Annotated in this window: 4 protein-coding genes; all 4 read left to right on the forward strand. The window is 74.0% G+C overall.

What is annotated here, in order from left to right:
• Positions 1-263 precede the first annotated feature (263 nt).
• The 4 genes from ACFWEP_RS07325 (at position 264) to ACFWEP_RS07340 (ending at position 24,002) form a co-directional block, all read left to right on the forward strand.
• The gene (locus ACFWEP_RS07325; RefSeq protein ID WP_387366966.1) at positions 264-659 is read left to right on the forward strand and encodes a GNAT family N-acetyltransferase; all 396 of its coding nucleotides are present in this window, start codon (positions 264-266) and stop codon (positions 657-659) included.
• A 595-nt stretch (positions 660-1,254) separates the two neighbouring features.
• Entirely contained in the window at positions 1,255-1,473 is a 219-nt protein-coding gene (locus ACFWEP_RS07330; RefSeq protein ID WP_387366969.1) for an MbtH family protein, read from the forward strand.
• Positions 1,474-1,923: 450 nt separating this feature from the next.
• Positions 1,924-16,386: an amino acid adenylation domain-containing protein gene (locus ACFWEP_RS07335; RefSeq protein ID WP_387366972.1), complete on the forward strand. Its 14,463-nt coding sequence runs from the start codon at positions 1,924-1,926 to the stop codon at positions 16,384-16,386.
• Positions 16,383-24,002, forward strand: a complete 7,620-nt coding sequence (locus ACFWEP_RS07340; RefSeq protein WP_387366975.1) for an amino acid adenylation domain-containing protein — start codon at positions 16,383-16,385, stop codon at positions 24,000-24,002. The genes ACFWEP_RS07335 and ACFWEP_RS07340 overlap by 4 nt, the downstream gene beginning before the upstream one ends.
• Positions 24,003-24,057: the final 55 nt, after the last annotated feature.

The raw sequence follows: 24,057 nt of genomic DNA on the forward strand, positions 1-24,057 counted from the left end.
CTCGCGGTGGGGCGGCGGACCGGGCGACGAGAGCCATGCCGGGAGGGCCGTTCCCCGAAGCGGTCGGCGACGACCTCCATGATCCGACGGGCGGCCGGCGTCAGCCCGGCCGCCCGGACCTGTCTCACGCCCTTGACCGCCTGAGTGCCCGGGGCGTACGCGCCCGTCCCCAGGCCTGCGGGAGGCTTCGGTGACTCCGTGAGAAGGTCCCGCCCGCCGACGACTCCACCGGGCAACGCCCCCGGGTCCTTACCGTCTCGTACATGACGATCACTTACGTATGGCGGGACGACTTCGACAACACGGCCCTCGACGCGCTGCACACCGGGGGATTCGGTGGTCCGGCCACCGGGACCGACTGGCGGGCGCGCCTGGAGCGCCACAGTCTGGGCTGGGTCTGCGCCCGGGAGGACGGCCTCCTGATCGGTTTCGTCAACGTGCTCTGGGACGGCGGGCTCCACGCCTTCCTCCTGGACACGGTGGTGGCCCGGGAACATCGGTCGCGCGGTGTCGGTGCGGCTCTGGTCGCGACCGCCGCCGACGAAGCCCGCGCCGCCAGGTGCGCCTGGCTGCACGTCGACTTCGAGGAGCACCTTCGCGCCTTCTACGTCGATGCCTGCGGATTCCGTGTGACGGCGGCGGGGCTGATCGCTCTCTGACGCGGGGCGCGGGCGCCGGGCGACCGGCCGGCGCCGGCCGGGCTCCACGGATACGCGGGCGATGCTCCGTGACGGTGTTCCCACTCACCAGGGAATGCGGGACAGCCCGGACGGTGCGGCGGACGGGGCGCGTGCCCGGCGCACGGTAGCTCGGTTGGATCATTCGGCGCGACGGCGCCTGCGGGCGCGCGCGGGCGCTTTCCCGAAATGCCAGGGACCAAATTCAGCGATATCAGCCCAAGCGGGACACCGGGTGACTGAACAGGTTCGCAGGTGATCACTTGGCATATGTCCAGGGCGAGATGTGTCGCCTCGCGGAATTGGGGGCGTACGGGCAATGGGGCGAACGGAGACATGGGAGGCCATGCATCCTCTAATGTGATTGGCATGAACGGGTGAAGTCGGGATGACCCCGATCCGGTCGCCAAGGTCAATCGAAAGAGTGTGCGATATCTCGTCGCTCTCCATGTGGCCGGCGCGTCAGGGAAAGGGGTCGGGGGCCGGCGGAGTCGCGACGGGAAACGATCCGGCGTGATGTGCTCGGGAATGACTGATGAACATGTCGCAGAAAGAGCGAGAACAGTGGGGGACGGCCGTGACCAATCCTTTCGATGACGAGTCGGGACGGTTCGTGGCGCTGGTCAACGACGAGGGTCAGTACTCGCTTTGGCCCGCGCGCATCGAGATCCCGGGCGGCTGGCGCGCCGTCGGCCCGGAGGGGTCGCGTCAGGAGTGTCTGGACGTGATCGAGGCCGCCTGGACCGACATGCGGCCCGCCGGCCTGGTACGGGCCATGGAGGCCGCAGCCGAGTAGGCCGGCCGCCGGTACGCGAAAGCGCTCCGCCCGCCTGCGGGTGGATGGCGCTTCGGTGTGTGATCCGGTGCGCACCCTGATCGTTTCTGTTCCTTTTGGATTCCTATTGGGTTCGGTTGGAGCGGAATCGATCAGGGCGTGACCGGTCTTTGATCCGTGTTCGGCGGGCAGGGTTCCCCGTGCCGCCGCGCGGAATGTGCGAGCCGCACAGAAGGCACCGGTAATTCGTCCCACGACCCCTTCGGAGGGGAGGCGGGCTTTGCGCCGGGTGAATGCGCCCGGCGTGAGACCCGGTGATACCCCGGTGGGCTCTGCCATGGGTACGACAGTCTTTCTCCGCTTCCGCGGACTCTCTGCCGACGATGTGCGCACCGGTGCGGTGGGCTTTCTCCCAGCCCTCTCCGCCCTCTCCGTCGTCCCCGAAATCTCTCCCCAAAGGTGTCGACCGGCATGACTGAAAACGACTCGATCCCGTCTCGTTCGATTCCCGAAGAGTTCTTCGAGCTGACCGCGGCTCAACAGGGCGTGTGGTACGGCCAACTGGTCGAACCGGAGAGCCCCAAGTTCAACATCGCCGAATGCTTCGAGATCCGCGGCGATCTCGACGCGGAGGTGTTCGCCGCCGCGGTCGCCCGCGCGGTCGCCCTCTGCGACAGCCTCAACGTCGAGTTCGTCCTCAGGGACGGAGCCGTGCGGCAACGGGTCATGCCGGTGCCCCGGTCCCACACCGACCGGCTCCGCCTGGTCGACCTCTCCGGTGCCGACGACCCGGCGGCCGCGGCCGAGCGCTACCTCGCCGACGACATGGCCACGGTCGACCGCATCGACACCCCGCGTCACAGTCTGGCCCTGCTGCGTCTCGGCCCCCGATGGCACTACTGGTACATCCGTTTCCACCACATCGTCGTGGACGGCCTCGGCGGCGCCGTCTTCGCCCGCACCGTGGCCGACCTCTACGCCCGCGTCCTGCGGGGCGAGGACATCGCCGAGGCCGAGCTGCCGCCCGCCCCGCTCGCCGACCTCCTCGCGGACGAGGCCGCCTACCTCGACTCCGCCCGGTACGAGGCCGACCGGGCCTACTGGACCGCCAAGTTCGCCGACCGCGCCCCGGGCGCCACAGGTTTTGACGGCTCCGCCGACGGGACCGCCGCCCGGGGCGGCACGCCGCTCATCCGCCGCCGAACCGACACCCCGGCCGATCCCGCCGGCGGGGACGGTGTGCACCTGCACACCGGTGAGACCCTGCCCGTCACCGTCCTCGACGAGCTGCGCCGGCTCGCCGCGGCCAACCGCACCAGCTGGACCGCCGTCCTGGTGAGCGCGGTCGCCGCCTACGTGGGCCGGGCCACCGGTACTCGGGACGTCGTCGTGGGCCTCGCCTCCAACGGCCGCCACGGCGGACTGCGGCACATCGTCGGCATGACCGCCAACATCCTGCCTCTGCGCCTGAGCGTCACCGCCGACATGACCGTCGGCGATCTCGTCCGAGCCGTCGCCCTGGAGATGCGCGGGGCCCTGCGCCACCGGCGCTTCTCCCGTGAGCAACTCGCCCGTGAACTCAGGATGGCCGACGACGCGGCGCGTCTGACGGACGTCGTCGTCAACATCATGGGCTACGAGTACGACCTGGAATTCGCCGGCAGCCCCGCCGCCTCCCGCGTGCTGTCCATCGGACCGGTCGACGACGTCTCCCTCTTCGTCTCCGAACGCTCCGAGGGAACCGGGCCGTTGATCGGATTCGACGCCAACCCGGAGCTGTACCGCCCCGAGGACGTACGGCTGAGCCAGCGGGCCGTCGTCTCCTTCCTGAAGGCTCTCGCCGGCGCGGATACCGAAACCCCCCTGCACGAATTGCCGTTGACCGACGAGACGGTTGCCCGTGAACTCCTCGCGCACGGCCGTGGCGTCGATCTGCGGGGCCCGGAACCGGCCGTGAGCCTGGCGGAGGCGTTCGGCGCGCAGGCGCACCGCACCCCGGACGCCCCGGCGGTGGTGGACGGCGACACCACCCTCTCGTACCGGGAACTGGCCCGCAGCGCGGCGGAGCTCTCCGGCGCGCTGGCGGGCTGGGGACTGGCCGCGGAGGACGGCGTCGGTGTCCTCGTGGGCCGCTCCGCCGCGATGGTGGCCGCCACCCTCGGCGTGGTCGGCGCGGGCGCCGCGTACGTACCGATGGACGCGGACTGGCCCCAGGAGCGCCTCGGTCGCGTCGCGGGCGTCGCCGGGGTCCGTGCGCTGGTGGTCGACGAGGCCGCCGCCGGGCGGAACTGGGTCAAGGTGACCGCTGCCGTCCTGCCGGTGATCGTCGTCGACGCCCTCGGCGGGGTACTGCGCGGCGCCCCGCCGGTACCGGGAGACCTCCCGGAGGTGACGCACCCCGACCGGCTCGCCTACGTGATGTTCACCTCCGGCTCCACCGGCCTGCCCAAGGGTGTCGGAGTCACACACGCGGACGTGCTCGCGCTGACCGGCGACACCGCCTGGACCGGTGGGGCGTGCGAGGCGGTGCTGCTGCACTCGGCCTACGTCTTCGACGCCTCCACCTTCGAGATATGGGTTCCGCTCCTGCACGGCGGCCGGGTGGTCGTGGCACCTCCGGGGGGCCTGGAGGCGCCGGTCCTCACCGGTCTGGTGGACCGCTACGGCGTGACCGCGCTCTTCCTCACCACGGCCCTGTTCAACGTGGTGGCCGAGGCCGACCCGGCGGCCTTCGCCGGGCTGCGACTCGTCGCCGCGGGCGGCGAGGCCGCCACCCCGGGCCTGATGCAGCGGGTGGCCGCCGCCGCGCCCCGCACCCAGGTCCTGCACGTCTACGGGCCCACCGAGACCACCACCTTCGCCGCCCGCCACCGGGTCGCCGGCGACGCGGGAGGACTGCCGCCCATCGGCCGCCCGCTCGACGGGATGCGGCTCCACGTCCTCGACGCCGGCCTCGCCCTGGTGCCGCCCGGCGTGGTGGGAGAGCTGTACGTGGCCGGCCGCGGCGTCGCGCGCGGCTACCAGGGGCGCCCCGCGCTGACCGCCGGACGGTTCGTCGCCGACCCGCACGATCCCCACGGCGCCCGCATGTACCGCACCGGGGACCTCGTCCGCTGGACCGCGCGCGGCGAGATCGAGTACGTCGGACGCGTGGACGGGCAGGTCAAGCTGCGCGGCTACCGCATCGAACCCGCCGAGATCGAGTCCATCCTGCTCGCCGACCCGGGCGTACGGGCCGCGAGCGTCCTGGTCCGCGAGGACATACCCGGCGACCGCCGGCTCGTCGCGTACGTGGTGCCGGTCGTCGGCACGGACCTGGACGACACCGCGCTCGCCCGCCGGGTGGGCCGTGCCCTGCCCGCGTACATGGTGCCCTCGGTGTTCGTGACGCTCGACGCGCTCGTACTGAACTCCAACGGCAAGGTCGACCGCCGTGCCCTGCCCGCACCCCCCGCCGCGGCCACCACGGGCCGCGCCCCGCGCACCGCGTACGAGGAGGTGCTGGCCGGTCTGTTCGCCGACGTTCTGGGCGTCGCCGCTGTCGGCGCCGACGACAACTTCTTCTCCCTGGGCGGCCATTCGCTGCTCGCCACCCGTCTCACCGGCCGGGTGCGCGCGGCCCTGGGCACCGAACTCGGCCTGCGTGCCCTCTTCGACCACCCCACGGTCGCCTCGCTCGCCGCAGTCCTCGACACCGCCGTCGCCGCCCGGCCCGCCCTCACGCCGCAGCCGCGCCCCGAAGTGGTGCCGCTCTCCTTCGCGCAGCGGCGGCTGTGGTTCCTCAACAAGGCGGAGGGCCCCGGCGACACGTACACCATTCCGCTCGTCCTGGAACTCGACGGCCCGCTCGACACGAGGGCCCTGCGGGGCGCCCTGGCCGACGTGGTCGCCCGGCACGAGAGCCTGCGCACCGTCTTCGCCGAGTACGACGGCGTACCCCGTCAGCAGCTCCTCGACGCGGCCGTCGCGGCGGAGCTGGTCCCGCTGACCGTCCTGCGGCCCCCGGCCGGGAAGCCCGGTGCCGGAGAGGCCGGTGCGGAGGGAGAGACCGGAGCCTGGGTGGAGGAAACGATCCGCCGTCTGACGGCCGAGCCCTTCGACCTCACCGGCGACCTCGCCGTCCGGGCGAGCCTGCTCCAGGAAGCTCCGACCCGTCATCTCCTGGTTCTCGTCCTCCACCACGTCGTCGCCGACGGCTGGTCCCTCGCCCCCCTCGTCCGCGACCTCGGCGCCGCCTACCGTGCCAGAGCCGAGGGCACCGGCACTCCCGACTGGCCCGTGCTGCCGGTGCAGTACGCCGACTACACCCTCTGGCAGCACCGGCTGCTCGGCGACGAAACCGACCCGGAGAGCCTGGCCGCGATCCAGCTCGCCCACTGGCGAGAAGCCCTGCGCGGCGCCCCCGACCTCCTCGACCTGCCCCTCGACCGGCCGCGGCCCACCGTGCCCAGCCATCGGGGCGACGCGGTCCCCTTCGCCCTGCCCGCCCCCGAACACGCCGCGCTCGTCCGGCTCGCCCGCTCGGCGGGCTGCACCCCCTTCATGGTGCTCCAGGCGGCGCTGGCGGTGACGCTGCACGGCCACGGCGCCGGCACCGACATCCCCCTGGGCACCGCGGCGGCGGGCCGCTCGGACGAAGCCCTCGGCGACCTGGTCGGGTTCTTCGTCAACACCGTCGTGCTGCGCACCGACCTCTCCGGCCAACCGACATTCCGTCAATTACTCTCACGCGTACGCGATTTCGACATCGCGGCCTTCGGTCACGGTGACCTTCCCTTCGAACGGATCGTGGAGGCCGTCAACCCTGAGCGGTCCGGCGGCCACCACCCGCTCTTCCAGACCATGCTGGTCCTCCAGAGCCAGGAGCGGACCGATCTGGACCTGCCCGGGATCACCGCCCGGGACCGGTCCGGGCACACCGGGATCAGCAAGTTCGACCTGACCTTCTCGCTGACCGAACTCGTCCACACCGATGCCGAGTTCGCCGGTATCGAGGGGTATCTGGAATACGCCACCGACCTCTTCGACGCCGCCACCGCGAGCGGCCTGAGCGACCGGTTCGCCCGTGTGCTCGCCCTCGCCGTCGCCGACCCCGACCGGTCCGTCGAGGACTTCGACCCGACCGGGCCGGACGAGCGGGACCGGATGCTCGCCCAAGGGCGCGGCAGGACAAGGCCGTTGCCCGCCGTCACCGTACCGGAGGCGGTCCGTGAGCAGGCCGTGCGCACCCCCCACGCGGTCGCGGTCCGCGACGACCGCACCAGCCTCACCTACGCGGAACTCGACGCCCGTGCCGACGCCCTCGCCCGCGCCCTGCGCGAGCGGGGCACGGGCCGCGAGGACCGGGTGGCCGTCGCCGCGCCCCCGTCCGTCCACACCGTCGTCGCCATGCTGGCCGTGCTGCGGGCCGGCGCCGCCTACGTACCCGTCGACCCGGAGTACCCGGCGGCCCGCATCCGGCACATGCTCGACGACGCCCGGCCGGTCCTCCTGCTCACCACGGCCGCAACCCGTCCGTCGCTGCCCGCGACCGGCCTGCCCTGGCTCGACCTCGACACGGCGGCGGACCTGCCCGCGCCGGACGTCCCGGGCGCCCGCCACGTACCCCACCCCAAGGACCCGGCGTACGTCATCTACACCTCCGGCTCCACCGGCCGCCCCAAGGGCGTGGTCGTGCCCCACGTCGCACTGGCCAACCACATGGCGTGGATGGCGGACCACCTGGAGCTCACCAATGAGGACCGGGTGCTCGCCCGCACCTCCACCAGCTTCGACGCCTCCGTGTGGGAGCTGTGGCTCCCGCTGATGAACGGCGGCGAGGTCTGCGTGCTACCGCACCGGGCCAACCAGGAGCCCGCCGAACTCCTCTCCTGGATGGGGCGGTTCGGTATCACGGTCGCCCAGTTCGTGCCCTCGCACCTGACCCAGATCCTCGCCGAGGCCGCCCATGCCGCGCCACTGCCCCGGCTGCGCGCCGTCCTGTGCGGCGGCGAACCCCTGCCGCGCGCCCTCGCCGACCAGATCGCCGGCCACTGGGGCGCCGACGTGCACAACCTGTACGGGCCCACCGAGGCGACCATCGACGCGACCGCGCACCGCGAGGACGGCCCCCGGGCCGCCTCCCCGGCCGAGACCGTCCCGATCGGCCGGCCGGTCGACACCATGCGCGCGTACGTCCTGGACGGCCGGCTTCGCCCCGTACCGCCCGGCGTCACCGGGGAGTTGTACCTCAGTGGCCCCAACCTCGCCCGGGGTTATCTGCACCGGCCCGCTCTGACCGCGGAACGCTTCGTCGCCGACCCCTTCGCCACCGACGGCACCCGCATGTACCGGACGGGTGACCTGGTGAGGTGGAACGGCCACGGACTGCTCGACTACCTGGCCCGCGCCGACGATCAGGTGAAACTCCGCGGCTTCCGGATCGAGTTGGGTGAGGTGGAGGCCGCTCTCCTGGCGAACTCCGCCATCACGGGCGCCTGCGCGGTGATCCGCGAGGACGCGCCCGGCCGGCGCAGCCTCGTCGCCTACGCCGTGACCGACGACCCCGCCGTGCGCCCCGTCGTCCTGCGCGACGGCCTCGCCGAGGCCCTCCCGCACCACATGGTGCCCTCCGCCGTCGTCGTACTCGACGCCCTGCCCCTCCTGCCCAACGGCAAGGTGGACCGGCGCGCCCTGCCCGAACCGGGTCCGGGCACCGAAGGCCCGGCCGGACCAGGACGGCTCACCCTGCGGGAGGAGCTGCTCGCCGGGATCTTCGCCGACGTCCTTCAGGTGGCCGAAGTCGGCCCGCACAGCGGCTTCTTCGACCTCGGCGGGCACTCGCTCCTCGCCATGCGCGTGGTGAGCCGCGTCCGCGCCGTACTGGGCGCCGAGATCGCCGTACGCACCCTCTTCGAGCACCCGACCGTCGCGGCCCTGGCCCGCGCCCTCGACCCGGCTGCCCGGACCCGCCCTCCCGTGGCCCCGGCCGGGCGGCGGCCCGATCCGCTGCCGCTCTCCTTCGCCCAGCGACGGCTCTGGTTCCTCAACCGGCTCGAAGGGCCCAGCTCCACCTACAACATCCCGCTGGTGCTCGCACTCGACGGCGCACTGGACACGGACGCGCTGCGCGCGGCGCTGCGCGACGTCGTGGAGCGGCACGAGTCCCTGCGCACCCTCTTCCCGGAACGGGACGGCACACCGCACCAGCGGGTCGTCGGCGTGGACATCGCCGCTCCCGCACTGCCGGTCGTGGACGTGGCCCCCGCCGACCTCGACGAGGCCGTCTTCGCCGCCGTGCGCGAGCCGTTCGACGTCACCGCCGACCTGCCGCTGCGCGCCCTGCTGCTGCGCGCCGCCCCCGGTCGCCATGTCCTGGTGCTGGTCCTGCACCACATCGCGGGCGACGGCTGGTCCCTCGCCCCGCTCGCCCGTCACCTGGGCGAGGCCTACCGGGACCGGCTGGCCGGCCGCCGGGAGGCCGCGCCGGCGCCCGCCACCGTGCTCCAGTACGCCGACTACACCCTCTGGCAGCACGCCACCCTGGGCGAGGACACCGCACCGCAGAGCGTGCTGGGCCGGCAACTGGACCACTGGCACACCGCGCTCGCGGGACTGCCCGGCCTGATCGACCTGCCGCTGGACCGGCCGCGCCCGGTCACCGCCGACCCGAGGGGAGACGTCCACGAATTCGACGTACCCCCCGCGCTCCACGCCCGGCTCCTGGTCCTGGCGAGGGAGTCGGGGAGCAGTCTCTTCATGGTGCTCCAAGCGGCGGTGGCGACCCTGCTGCACCGGCACGGCGCGGGCGACGACATCCCGCTCGGCACTCCCGTCGCCGGGCGCACCGACGAGGCGCTGGAGGATCTGGTCGGCTTCTTCGTCAACACCCTGGTCCTGCGCGCCGACCTGTCCGGCAATCCGACCTTCCGCGAACTCCTCGTGCGTGTCAGGGAGTTCGACCTCGCCGCCTACGGAAACCAGGACGTGCCCTTCGAGCGGCTGGTGGAGAGCCTCAACCCCGTCCGGGCAGGCGACCACCATCCGCTCTTCCAGACCATGCTGGTGCTGCAGAACCAGGAGACCGTCCGCCCCGAATTCCCCGGTCTCACCGTGGAGGACCGGCTCGTCCACAACGGTCTGAGCAAGTTCGATCTCACCTTCGCCTTCACCGAGGAGCGCGAACACGGCGGCCTCACCTCCGGGATCGAATACGCCACCGCCCTCTTCGACAGCGACACCGTCGACACCCTCGCCGCACGGCTGGTCCGCCTCCTGGAACAGGTGACCGCAGACCCCGGCCGGCCGCTCGCCGGCTACGACCTGCTGACGGCCGGCGAACACACCCGGGTCACCCGCTGGGGCACCGGCCGCCCGATCGGCGAGGCCGCACCGGACAGCACCCTGCCCGCCCTCTTCGCCGCCCAGGCGCTCCGCGACCCGGACGCCGTCGCGGTCACCGACGACACCACCGCCCTCAGCTACGCCGATCTCGACGCGCTCTCCGCCGACCTCGCCGGCGCACTGGCCGGACTCGGTGTCGGTCCCGAATCCGGTGTCGGCGTGCTGCTCGCACGGTCGCCCGCCGTCGTGACGGCCTCCCTCGCCGCGGTCCGCGCGGCCGGTGCCTACGCCCCCATGGACCCCCGCTGGCCCGCGGAGCGGCTCGCCCAGGTCGCAGAGGTCGCGTCGGTGCGGGTCCTCGTCGTCGACGAGGCGTCCCTCGCCTCCCCCTGGGTGACCGCGACCGCAGGCCGGCTGCCGGTCCTGGTGGTGGACCGGCTCGGCCGCGTTCTGCGCGGTGCCCCTGAGCGGCCGGGCCGGCCCGCCGCCGTACCGGGGCCGGACGCCCTGGCGTACACCATGTTCACCTCAGGCTCCACCGGTCTGCCCAAGGGCGTCGGTGTCACCCACGCCGACGTGGCCGCGCTGGCCGACGACTCCGCCTGGCGCGAGGGCGCCGCCGACGCGGTGCTGATGCACTCGGCGTACGTCTTCGACGCCTCCACCTTCGAGATCTGGGCCCCGCTCCTGCACGGCGGCACGATCGTCGTCGCGCCGGAGGGCGTCCTGGAGGCCCGCGTCCTCGGCGACTCCGTCCGCCGGCACGGCGTGAGCGCCGTCTTCCTGACGACGGCGCTCTTCAACGTGATCGCCGAGACCGCCCCGGAGGCCTTCCGCGGCCTGCGCCTGGTGTGCGCCGGCGGCGAACTCGCCTCCCCGGACGCCATGCAGCGGATCGCCACCGTCACGCCAGGCCTGCGCGTCCTCCATGTGTACGGGCCGACCGAGACCACCACCTTCGCGACCCGGTTCGACGTGGCCGCCGCCCTGCCGGCCGGGCCGCCGCCCATCGGCCGCCCGCTCGACGGCATGCGGCTGTACGTGCTCGACGGCTCCCTCGGCCCGGTCGCACCGGGCGTGGTGGGCGAGCTGTACCTCGCGGGGCGCGGGGTGTCCCGGGGCTACACCGGGCTGCCCGCGCTGACCGCCGGCCGCTTCGTCGCCGACCCGTACGGCCCGGCGGGCGCACGGATGTACCGCACCGGTGACCTCGTCCGCTGGACCCCGGACGGTCACGTCGCCTACGTCGCCCGCGCGGACGGACAGGTGAAGCTGCGCGGCTACCGCATCGAACTCGGCGAGATCGAATCCGTCCTGGCCCGCTGCGAGGGGGTCGCCGACTCCTTCGCCGTCGTCCGCGAGGACACCCCGGGCGACCGGCGCCTCGTCGCCTACGTGGTGCCCGTGGCCGGTACGCGCCCGGCGCCCGCCGACCTCGCCCGGGCGCTGGGCCGCTCCCTGCCCGCGTACATGGTGCCCTCCGCATTCGTGCCGCTCGACGCGCTGCCGCTGACCGTCAACGGCAAGGTGGACCGGCGCGCTCTGCCCGCACCCGTGCCCGTCGGCCAGGACCGCAAGGGTACGGGCCGCACCGCTCCTACCGCCCTCACCGTCCGTACCGCCCGTGAAGAGATCCTCCGCGGACTCTTCGCCGACGTCCTCGGACTCGACGGGAGGCACGTCGGCGGTGACGGCGACTTCTTCGCCCTCGGCGGACACTCCCTGCTCGCCACCCGCCTCGCCGCCCGCATCCGCACCGCGCTCGGCGTGGAGGTTCCGGTCAAGGCACTCTTCGAGCACCCCACCCCGGCCGGCCTCGCGGCCGTGCTGGACGGCGCCGAGAAGGCCAGAAGACCCCTGGAGAGAACCAGCGAACGCCCCGATCCGCTGCCGCTCTCCTTCGCGCAGCAGCGCCTCTGGTTCCTCGGCCGGCTGGAGGGGCCGAGCGCCACCTACAACGTGCCGCTGGTGCTCCGCCTGGACGGCCCGCTCGACTCGCAGGTCCTCGAGCGCGCTCTCGCGGACGTGGTCGAGCGCCACGAGAGCCTGCGCACCGTCTTCCCGGAAACCGACGGAGTCGCCCGGCAGCTGGTGCTCGACGCCGCCCGTGCCGACCTCGACCTGACGCCCCGCGACACCGACCTCGCGGACCTCGGCGACACACTCACGGCCGAGGTGACGCACGCCTTCGACGTGAGCACCGAACTTCCGGTGCGGGCCCGGCTGGTGAGGCTCGCGCCCGAAGCCCACGTCCTGGTGCTGGTCCTGCACCACATCGCCGGGGACGGCTGGTCGCTGGCCCCGCTCGCCCGCGACCTGGGTGAGGCGTACCGGGCACGGGCCGAGGGCGAGGAGCCCGGCTGGACCGGACTCGCCGTCCAGTACGCCGACTACACCCTCTGGCAGCGCGCGCTGCTCGGCGAGGAGGACGACCCCTCCAGCCAGGCAGCCCGCCAACTCGCCTTCTGGCGCACCGCACTCGCCGGCGCCCCCGACCTGCTCGAACTGCCCGTCGACCGGCCGCGACCCCCCGTGCCTGCCCACTGCGGCGACGCGCATCCCTTCACCGTCGGGGCCGACACCCACCGGGCGCTCGCCGACGTGGCCCGCACCCGGGGCAGCAGCCTCTTCATGGTCCTCCAGGCCGCTCTGGCGGTCCTCCTCTCCCGCCACGGAGCCGGTGAGGACATCCCCTTGGGCACCGCGGTCGCCGGCCGCACCGACGAGGCGCTCGACGACCTGGTCGGCTTCTTCGTCAACACCCTGGTGCTGCGCACCGATCTGAGCGGCGACCCCACGTTCGGCGAGGTCGTGGACCGGGTGCGGGACTTCGACCTGGCGGCCTACGCCCACCAGGACCTGCCGTTCGAACGGCTGGTGGACGCCCTCAGCCCCGTCCGCGCCCAGAACCACCACCCGCTGTTCCAGACCATGCTCGTCCTCCAGAACCAGTCGGACGCCACGATCGGCCTGCCCGGCCTGGCGGTGGCGCAGCAGCCCGTCCACACCGGCATCAGCAAGTTCGACCTGACCTTCACCTTCACGGAGACGTACGACGACTCGGGGCGGCCGGCCGGACTCCAGGGCGTCCTGGAGTTCTCCACCGAACTCTTCGTCCCCGCCACCGCCCACACCCTGGCCGCCCGGCTGACCGGCCTCCTCGCCGCCCTCTCCGCCGATCCCGACCGCCGTGTCCACTGCGTGGAGGTCCTCGACCCGGACGAGCGACGGAGCCTGGAGCGGGTCGCGTACGGCGCGGCCCGCCCCGGGCCCGCCCGTACCGCGCCCGAGGCGTTCCGCGCGCAAGCGGCCCGCACCCCCGGGGCGCGGGCCGTACGCGACGGCGGCGACGGCATCACCTTCGGTGAACTCGACCTGATCTCGGACGACTTGGCGCACCACCTGCGCGACCGGGGCATCGGCAGGGGGGACCTGGTCGCGCTGGCCCTGGAAGGCACCGCCGACCAGGTCCTCGCGATGCTCGCGGTCACCAAGGCCGGAGCGGCCTATCTGCCGGTCGACCTGGAGTACCCCGAGGCACGCATCGCCCACATGCTCGACGATGCCCGTCCGGTGCTGCTCCTCACCCACACCGGCCGCGCCGAACCCCTCGGCCTCACCCTGCCCAGCCTGGCACTCGACGACCGCACCGCCTGGTCCACCGGGCGCGCCACGCCGCCCGCCCCGGGCCCCGACCCGCGCGACGCCGCGTACGTCATCTATACCTCGGGCTCGACCGGCACCCCGAAGGGAGTGGTGGTCACCCACGCCTCCCTCACCAACCACATGGCGTGGATGGCGGACCACCTCGGCCTCACCGGCGACGACCGGGTCCTCGCCCGCACCTCGCCGAGCTTCGACGCCTCGGTCTGGGAGACCTGGCTGCCACTGCTGCACGGCGGCTCGACCTGCCCCGTACCCCCCGCCCTCAACCACGACCCCGCCGGGCTGCTGGCCAGGATGCGCGCCGAAGGCGTGACCCTCGCCCAGTTCGTGCCCTCGCACCTCGCGGTCGTCGTCACCGAGACGGCTCCCGGCCCGGCCCCCGAGACGCTGCGGGCCGTCCTGTGCGGCGGCGAACCCCTGCCCCGGGCACTGGCGGGACGCGTCGCCCGGGACTGGCGGACCGAGGTGCACAACCTCTACGGGCCGACCGAGGCCACCATCGACGCCACCGCCCACCACCACCGTGCCGCCGAAGCCGACGGGCCGGCAGGGGAGGGGAGCGTGCCGCTCGGACACCCGGTCGACAACACCCGCGCCTACGTCCTCGACGCGGGTCTGCAGCCCGTGCCGCCCGGCGTCACCGGCGAACTGCACCTCGCCGGCGACGGCCTCGCCCGCGGCTATCTGGGCCGCCCCGGCCTGACCGCCGCACGGTTCGTCGCCGACCCGTACGGACCCGCCGGAAGCCGGATGTACCGCACCGGCGACCTCGTCCGGCGGGACGCCGACGGCCTGCTCACCCATGTCGGCCGCGCCGACGACCAGGTCAAGGTGAACGGATTCCGCATCGAGCCGGGGGAGATCGAGGCCGCTCTCGCCGCACTCGACGGCGTGGCCGCCGCCTGCGTCCTGGTCCGTGAGGACCGGCCCGGCGAGCGGCGCCTGGTCGCCTACACCGTCCCCGGCTCGCGCGACGGCGAACCGGCGCCGACGGAGCGCGAACTGCGCGCCCGTCTCGCCGGGACCCTGCCGCCGTACATGGTGCCCGCCGTCTTCGTGGCCCTGGACGCGCTGCCGCTGCTGCCCAACGGCAAGACCGACCGACGGGCCCTGCCCGCCCCGGACCGACCGGCGGCCGTACGCCCCGGCGGACGGCCGCGCACCGCGAAGGAACAGGCGCTCTGCGAGGTGTTCGCCTCCGTCCTGCGCGTCCCCTCCGTCCGCACCGACGACGACTTCTTCGCCCTCGGCGGCGACAGCATCCTCTCCATCCAGCTCGTCAGCCGGGTCCGCGAGGCCGGCCTCCGGGTCACCCCCCGCGATGTCTTCGTCCACCGCACGCCCGAGGCCATCGCCGCCGCGTCCACCGCGCTCGACCGCGGCGACGCGTCCGGCCCGGCCGCCTTCGCGCCCGACGGGCGGGGGACCGGCACCATGCCGGCGACCCCCATCATCGCCTGGTTCCTGGAGCGTCCCGGGCCCACGGACGGCTACAACCAGTCCGCAGTGCTGCGCACACCGCTGGAAGCCGCCCCGGAAAGCCTGACCGCCGCCCTTCAACTCCTGATCGACCGGCACGACATGCTCCGCCTCCGAGTGACCGGGGCGTCCGGGGGCGAGCCCGTCCTCGAAGCGCTACCCCGGGGCTCCGTCCCCGCCCGCGACCGGTTCACCCGGATCGACGTCACGGGTCTCGGCGCCGAAGCGGTCCGGACCGCCGTCACCGAAGCGGGCGAGGAGGCCCGCGGCCGGCTCAGCCCCTCGGACGGCAACGTCGTGGAGGCCGTCTGGTGCGACGCGGGGCCCCGGGCGCGCGGCAGGCTGCTCCTCGTCGTCCACCACCTGGCCGTCGACGCCGTCTCCTGGCGCATCCTCGCCGACGACCTGGCCACCGCCTGGCGGACCGTCACCGAGACCCCCGGGCCGCACGCCGCCCTCCCCGCCACCACCTCCTACCGGCAGTGGGCACACCTCCTCGCAGCCCAGGCGCACGACGCGGCACGCGAGGCGGAACTTCCGCTCTGGGAAGCGGTGTCCGGTGCCCCTGACCCACGACTGGGGCACCGCCCGCTCGACCCCGGCCGGGACATCGCCGACCGGACCCTCACCCTCGTCACCCGGCTGCCCGCCACCTGGACCCGGCCCCTGCTCACCACCGTCCCCACCGCCTTCCACGCCGGAGTGGACGACGTGCTGCTCACCGGCCTCGCCCTCGCGGTGAGCGCCTGGCGCGCGGAAGGGACTCCGGACAAGACGGACGGCCCCGGTGCACCAGGCGTCCTCGTCGACCTGGAGGGCCACGGCCGCGAGCAGATCGACGAGAGCCTCGACCTGTCCCGTACCGTCGGCTGGTTCACCAGCCTGTACCCGGTACGGCTGGACCCCGGCCCGCTCGACCCCCGCGCCCCCGGACGCTTCGACGCCGCCCTGACCCAACGCGCCCTCAAGCGCGTCAAGGAACAGCTGCGGACCGTGCCCGACCACGGAGTCGGCTACGGGATGCTGCGCCGGCTCAACCCGGCGACCCGCCTCCGGCTGGCCACCGCACCCGACCCCCAGATCGGCTTCAACTACCTCGGGAGGTACGCGGCTCCCGGTGACGAGGGGGAGGCGGGCGGAGCCGACTGGGACGTGCTGCTCGACGGAGGAGGGCCCCGGGCCCACGACCCCGGCATGCCCGTCCACCACGTGCTCGACATCAACGCGCACACCGAGGACGGACCGGACGGACCGAGCCTGGTGACCCGCTGGACCTGGCCCGCCGAACTCCTCCCGGACAAGGACGTGGAAGCCCTGTCCGAGGCTTTCGCCAGCGCCCTGCGCGTACTCGCCGAACACGCCGGACGGCCCGACGCGGGCGGCTGGACGCCGTCCGACCTACCCCTGGTCTCCCTTGACCAGGCCCAGATCGACCGACTGCAGAACAAGTGGGGTGGACGCAAGTGACCGGGTTCCAGCTGGAAGACGTACTGCCGCTGACGCCGTTGCAGGCAGGCATGCTCTTCCACGCGCTGTACGACTCCACCGCCGTGGACGTCTACACCGCTCAGTTCGTCTTCGACCTCGAAGGCGCCCCCGACGTCCCCGTGCTGCGCGCCGCCGTCGGCGGCCTGCTGCGGCGGCACGCCAACCTGCGGGTCGGCTTCCTCCACGAGGACCTGGACGAGCCCGTGCAGGCCGTCGCCGCCGAGGTGCCGGTACCGCTGGAGGAGCTGGACCTGACCGGCCCGGACGGTCCCGCGGCCACCGAGCAGCGCCTCGCCGCGTTCCTCGCCGCCGACCGCACCAGGCGCTTCGACCTCGCCGTCCCGCCCCTGATGCGCTTCACGCTGGTACGCACCGCGCCGCGCACGCACCGGCTCGTCATGACGGCCCATCACATCCTGTTGGACGGCTGGTCGATGCCACTGCTGGTACGGGAGCTGTTCGAGCTGTACGCGACCGGGGGCGACGACTCCGCCCTGCCCCGCGTCGCCCCGTACCGCACCTATCTCGCGTGGCTGGCCCGGCAGGACCGCGCGGAGGCCCTGGACGCCTGGCGCACCGCGCTGGCCGAGATCGAGGTGCCCACCCTGCTCGCCGGAGCCCGGCGCGGTGCGTCGTCCTCGGGAGAGCCCGCTCCGGGCGGGGCCGGGGACGAAGGCGACCTGCCCGAGACGTTCGTCCTCGACCTGGACGAGGCCACCACCGCCCGGCTGCGGGAGACCGCCCGGACTCACCGGCTCACCCTCAACACCCTGGTGCAGGGCGCCTGGGGGCTTCTGCTCACCCGGCTCACCGGCCGTCCCGACATCGTGTTCGGCACCACCGTCTCCGGCCGGCCGCCGGAGATCCCCGGGGTGGAGTCGATGGTCGGGCTGTTCATCAACACCGTGCCGGTACGGCTGCGGCCGGCGGCCGACGACACCCTGGCCACGCTCCTGACCCGGCTCCAGGACGAGCAGGGGCGCCTCCTCGGGTCCCAGTTCGTGGGGCTGACCGAGATCCGCGAGGTCACCGGTCTGGACGAACTCTTCGACACCCTCACGGTGTTCGAGAACTACCCCTTGGACGCCGAGGCATTGCGCACCGCCCAGCAGGGGCTGTCCGGCATCACCGTCACCGGCTTCCGTGGCACGGACGCCGCCCACTACCCGCTCACCCTCACCATCGCCCCCGGCGACGCACTGCGGATCACCTTCGGCCACCGGGCCGCCGTCCTGGGCCGTGAGGAGGTGGCCCGCACGGCGGCGCGCATGCGCCGGCTGCTGACGGTGATGGCCCAAGGGCTCGACCTGCGTGCCGACGCCGTGCCCGTTCTCCTGGACGGCGAACACGAGGCACTGGTGACCCAGGGGCGGGGCGCCGAACTCCCGCACCGCACAAAGGCGACGGGCGTGCCGGAAGCCGTCGCGCGGATCGCCGCCCGGCAGCCGGACACGGTCGCCGTCACCGGCGTCGGCGAGGAGCTGACCTACGGCCGGCTCCTGCGGCTCTCGGACGGACTGGCCGGTGCGCTCACCGGGCTCGGAGCCCGGGCGGAGAGCGGTGTCGGCATCCTCCTGGGGCGCTCGGCCGCCCTGGTCACCGCCTCGCTCGCGGCCCTGCGCGCGGGGGCCGCCTACGTGCCCCTCGATCCGCGCTGGCCCGTCGAACGCCTCGCCCGGGTCGCGGAGGTGGCAGCCCCGCGTGTCGTCGTCGTCGACGAGACGACCCGCGCGCATCCCTGGGTCCGGCAACTCCCTCCCGGCACGCCGGTGGTGACCGTCGACCCGGCCGGCCGGGTGCTGCACGGGGGACCTGCCGTACCCGGCGAACCGCCCTTCGACGGTGGCGGGTCCGGTACCCGCCTCGCCTACGTGATGTTCACCTCCGGCTCCACCGGACTTCCCAAGGGCGTCGGCGTCACCCACGCCGACATCACCGCCCTCGCGGCGGACCGGACCTGGGGCGACGGAGCCACCGACGCCGTGCTCCTGCACTCCGCCTACGCCTTCGACGCCTCCACCTTCGAGATGTGGGTCCCCCTCCTCAACGGGGGCCGCGTCGTCGTCGCCCCCGAGGAGACCCTCCAGCCCGCCGTGATCCGCGACCTCGTCGCACGCCACGGGCTGACGGCTGCGTTCCTGACGACCGCCCTGTTCAACGTCGTCGCCGAGACCGACCCCGGCGCGCTCGGCATGCTGCGGCTGGCCGCCGCCGGTGGCGAGGCCGCCGCCCCGGGCGTCCTCCAACGGCTCGCCGCCGCCCACCCCGCTACCGCCGTCCTCAACGTCTACGGGCCGACCGAGGCCACCACCTTCGCCACCCTGCACCGCGTGCGTCCCGGCGACGCACCCGACGGCGTGCCCCCGATCGGCCGGCCGCTGGACGGCATGAGCGCCCACGTCCTGGACGCGGCCCTGAGCCCCGTACTCCCGGGTGCCGAAGGAGAGTTGTACCTCGCGGGCCCCGGTGTGGCGCGCGGCTACCTCGGCCGCCCCGGACTCACCGCCACCCGCTTCGTCGCCGACCCCTTCGCCGGGGGCGGCGCGCGCATGTACCGCACCGGCGACCTCGTGCGCCGCGACCCGGACGGTGCCCTCCACCACCTGGCGCGGGCGGACCAGCAGATCAAACTGCGCGGCCACCGCATCGAACCCGCCGAGATCGAGGCGGTGCTCCGCGCCGACCCGTCCGTACGCGCCGCCTGCGTCCTGGTCCGCGAGGACCTGCCCGGCGATCGCGCCCTCACCGCCTACGTCGTCCCCGCGCCCGGCAGCACCGCGGACCCCGGGCCGCTGGCCGCGCACGTCGGCCGCCACCTGCCCGCGTACATGGTGCCGGCCGTCATCCAGCCCCTCGACGCGCTCCCGCTCACCCCGAACGGAAAGCTCGACCGGCAGGCACTCCCCGTGCCCGCCCGGCCGACCGGACCGGCCGGAAGACCCCCGCGCGGCGCCCACGAGGAGATCCTCGCCGGGCTCTTCGCCGACGTTCTGGGCGTGGACCGCGTCGCCGCCGACGACAACTTCTTCTCCCTGGGCGGCCACTCGCTGCTCGCCACCCGTCTCGTGGGCCGCATCCGCTCCGCCCTGGACACCGAGGCGGACATCCGCACCCTCTTCGAGAACCCCACCGTCGCCACGCTGGCCACCGCCCTGGAACACGCCCGCCGCCCCGCCCGCCCCGCACTCGTCCCGCAGGAACGCCCCGCCACCCTCCCGCTCTCCTACGCCCAGCAGCGCCTGTGGTTCCTGCACAAGCTCGAAGGCCCCTCCGCCACCTACAACATCCCCTTCGCCGTACGCCTCGACGGGCCGCTCGACACCGAGGCCCTGCGCCGGGCGCTGCGCGACGTCGTCACCCGGCACGCCTCCCTGCGCACCGTCTTCCCGGAGCGCGACGGCGGACCGTGCCAGCACATCACCGCACCCGCGGACGTGCGGCTCCCGCTCGTCGTCGAGGCCGCCGACGAGGAGAAACTCGCCGACCGGATCCGCGCCGCCGCGACCGAGCCGATCGACGTCGAACACCGCCTCCCGGTCCGGGCGACCCTGCTGCGCCTCGCCGACGAAGCGCACGTCCTGATCCTGGTGATCCACCACATCGCGGCCGACGGGTCGTCCCTCGCGCCCCTCGCCCGAGACCTCGCCACCGCCTACCGTGCGCGCCTGAGCGGCGAGGCCCCCGCCTGGGCAGAGCTCCGCGTGGACTACGCGGACCACGCCCTGTGGCAGCGCCGCCTGCTCGAAGAGGGCCCCGGCGGTCCGGACAGCCTGCTGAACCGCCAACTGGACCACTGGCGGACCGCATTGGCCGGGCTTCCGGAGATCATCGAGCTGCCCCGGGACCGCCCGCGCCCGCCCGTCTCCCTGCACACCGGTGCCACCCACGCCTTCGACCTGGGCCGCGCCACCGCCGGGCGGATCAACGACCTCGCCCGCACCACCGGCAGCACCGTCTTCATGGTGCTCCAAGCCGCCCTCTCGCTCGTGCTCTCCCGCCACGGCGCCGGGGACGACATTCCGCTCGGCACGGCGGTCGCCGGCCGCACGGACGAGGCGGCCACCGACCTCGTCGGCTTCTTCGTCAACACCCTGGTGCTGCGCACCGACCTCTCGGGCGACCCGACGTTCCTCGAACTCCTCGCCCGCGTGAAGGAGTCCGACCTCCTGGCGCACGCTCACCAGGACGTGCCCTTCGAGCGGCTGGTCGAACTCCTCAACCCCGCCCGATCGCAGAACCACCACCCGCTCTTCCAGACCATGCTCGTCCTCCAGAACCACACCCCCGCCGCCCCCGTCGAACTGCCCGGACTCGCCGTCACCGCCGTGCCCGCCGACACGGCCGTGAGCAAGTTCGACCTCTCCTTCACCTTCACCGAAACCCACGACGCCGGCGGGGCGCCCGACGGCATGCGGGCCACCGTCGACTACGCCACCGAACTCTTCGACGCCACCACCGTGCGGGCCCTCGCCGAACGCCTCGCCCTGCTGATCGACGCGGTCACCACCGACCCGGACCGCCCGCTGCACACCTACGAGGTGCTCACCGCCGCCGAGCGCACCCGTCTGGCGGCCTGGGGCACCGGTCCGGTGGACGACCTGCCCGGCTCCACCGTCCCCTCGCTCTACGAGGAGTGGGCCCGGCGCACCCCGCACGCGCCCGCCGTGCGCGACGCCCGCACCACCCTCACCTACGCCGCCCTGAACACCCGCGCCGACGCGCTCGCCCGCAGGCTCACCTCCCTCGGCGTCGGCCCCGAGGACCGGGTGGCGGTCGCCCTGCCCCGCACCCACGACCTCCTCGTCTCTCTCCTCGGCGTCCTCAAGGCCGGGGCCGCGTACGTACCGCTCGACCCGGACTACCCGGCGGACCGCCTCTCCCACATGCTCGAAGACGCCCGCCCGCGCCTGCTCCTGACCACCCCCGCGATCCACCGCCGGCTCCCCGCGACACCGGTGCCCCACCTGTACGCCACGGACCCCGGCGCCCCCGGCGACGGCGCCGCCACGCCCCGGCGCCCGCTGCCGGAGCACCCCGCGTACGTCATCTACACCTCCGGCTCCACCGGCCGGCCCAAGGGGGTCGTGGTCACCCACCGGGGCGCCGGTGCCCTGGCCAGGTCCCAGCGGGAACGGCTGCGCGTCACCCCGGACAGCAGGGTGCTGCACATGGCGTCCGTCAGCTTCGACGCCGCCTTCTGGGAACTCTGCATGGCGCTGCTCTCCGGGGCCTGCCTGGAGATCGACGAACGCGACGCCCTGCTGCCCGGCGCCCCTCTCGCGGCCACCGTCCGCGAACGCGGCGTCACCCACCTCACCCTGCCGCCCGCCGCGCTCGCGGTGATGCCGCCCGGCTCGCTGCCCGAAGGCACCACCGTGGTCCTCGCCGGCGAGGCATGCACCCCGGCCCTGGTCCGCGACTGGGCGCCGGGCCGTTTCCTCGTCAACGCCTACGGCCCGACCGAAACCACCGTCTGCGCGACCATGAGCGCAGTCCAGCACCCGGACGGACCGCTCGCCCCCGACCGCACGGTGCCCATCGGCGCACCCGTCGACGGCACCCGGGTACACGTCCTGGACGACCGGCTGGCCCCCGTGCCGGCCGGCGTCGTCGGTGAGCTGTACGTCTCCGGGGCGGGAATCGCCCGCGGCTACCACGCCAGGCCCGGCCTCACCGCGAGCCGCTTCGTGGCCGACCCGGCCGACCGCGGCGGAGGCCGGATGTACCGGACCGGCGACCTGGTCCGCTGGACCGGCGGCGACGGCGTACAGGGTGAACTCGTCTACGTCTCCCGCGTGGACGACCAGGTCAAGCTGCGCGGCTTCCGCATCGAACTCGGCGAGATCGAGGCCGAGCTCACCGCCCTGCCCGGCGTGGCGGCGGCCTGCGCCGTCGTCCGTGAGGACCGCCCGGGCGACCGGCGCCTGGTCGCGTACACCGTGCCGGCGGACGGCCGGGCCGGGCCCGACGCGTCCGAGCTGCGCGCCCACCTCGCCGCCGCTCTCCCCGACCACATGCTCCCCGCCGCCTACGTGACCCTCGACGCGCTGCCCCTCACCCCCAACGGAAAGACCGACCGGCGGGCCCTGCCCGAGCCCGACCGGTCCGCACCGACCGGCGGACGCGCCCCGCGCACCGACCGCGAGAAGGCCCTCTGCGAGGCGTTCGCCGAGACCCTCGGCGTGGACGGGGTCGGCGTCACCGACGACTTCTTCGCCCTCGGCGGCCACTCACTCCTCGCCGTGAACCTCGCCCGGCGGATCGAGGAGCTCTGCGGCCAACGCCCCACTCTGCGCGCCCTGTTCGCAGCGCCCACCGTCGAGGGGCTGGACCGCCTCCTGGCAGGCGGCGCGGGGGAGGGAGACCCGCAGGGGAGCGCAGCCGAAGTGGACCTCGCCGCGGAGGTCCGGCTGGCCCCGGACATCACCGGCACCGGACGAGACGCCCCGGTACCCGCACCCGGCCGCCGCCCGGCCCGGCCGTCCGCCCGCCCGCTGCTGACCGGCGCCTCCGGGTTCCTGGGCGCCTTCCTCCTGCGCGACCTCATCGAGTCCTCGGGCGGCCCCGTCGACTGCCTGGTACGCGCCGAGGACGAGGCCGGGGCAGCCCACCGGCTGCGCGCCAACCTGGAGCACTACGGCCTCTGGCACCCCCGGTACGCCGAACTGATCCACGCCGTCCCCGGTGACCTCGGTGCCCCGGGGCTCGGGCTGTCACCCGAGGACCGGACCGCTCTGGTACGCCGTCTCGGCCCTGTCCTGCACAACGGCGCACACGTCAACTTCGCGGCCCCGTACGGAGATCTGCGTGCCGCCAACGTCGCCGGCACCGAGGAACTGCTGCGCCTGCTCGCCGACTCCGCATCGCCCGGGATGCACTACGTCTCGACCACCGGCGTCTACGCCCCCGCCCGCGGCCCCGCTCCCGTCATCCTCACGGAGACGAGCCCGACGGGCCCGGCCGCCGCACTGCCGGACGGCTACGCGCAGAGCAAATGGGTCGCCGAGGGACTCGTCGGCCTCGCCCGGGAGCGCGGTCTTGCGGTGACCGTCCACCGCCCCGGCCGCATCAGCGGCGACACCACCACCGGCGCCTGCCAGGACCGGGACCTGCTGTGGCAGTTGATCAAGGGATGCCTGCAGGCGGGGGCGGTACCGGACCTGCCGCACGGGTCGACCGACTGGGTGCCCGTGGACCACGTCAGCGCGGCGGTGGTGGCGCTCGCCCTCTCCGGCCGCCCGGGCGACGGGACGTACCACCACACCAACCCGGACGCGCCCGGCCTGGACCGCGTCTTCGAGGCTGCCGGCCGCCTCGGCCACGAGGTGCGCACCCTCCCCGCCGACCAGTGGCGGGCCCGCGTCGCGGCCCAGCCCGACAACGCTGCGCAGCTGTTCCTCGGCGGCGACGGCGAGGGGTCCGGCGGAGGGGCGACGGACCACCGCCGCTTCGACTCCGGCCGCACCGCCGGGGCGTTGGCCGCCCTCGGCGTCCACCTGCCGCCGCTCACCGACGAGGTGCTGGACCGCTATCTGACGTACTTCCGGGGCACCGGGTTCCTGCCGGCTCCGCGGCAGGTGGCGACTGCGCCGTGACGGTATCCGGGGACGGGGGATGCCACTCTCCGTCCCCGGAGCGGGCCCGACCGCG

Origin of the sequence: Streptomyces sp. NPDC060198 (genome assembly GCF_042728415.1) — a bacterium.
In the GTDB taxonomy this organism is placed as follows: domain Bacteria; phylum Actinomycetota; class Actinomycetes; order Streptomycetales; family Streptomycetaceae; genus Streptomyces.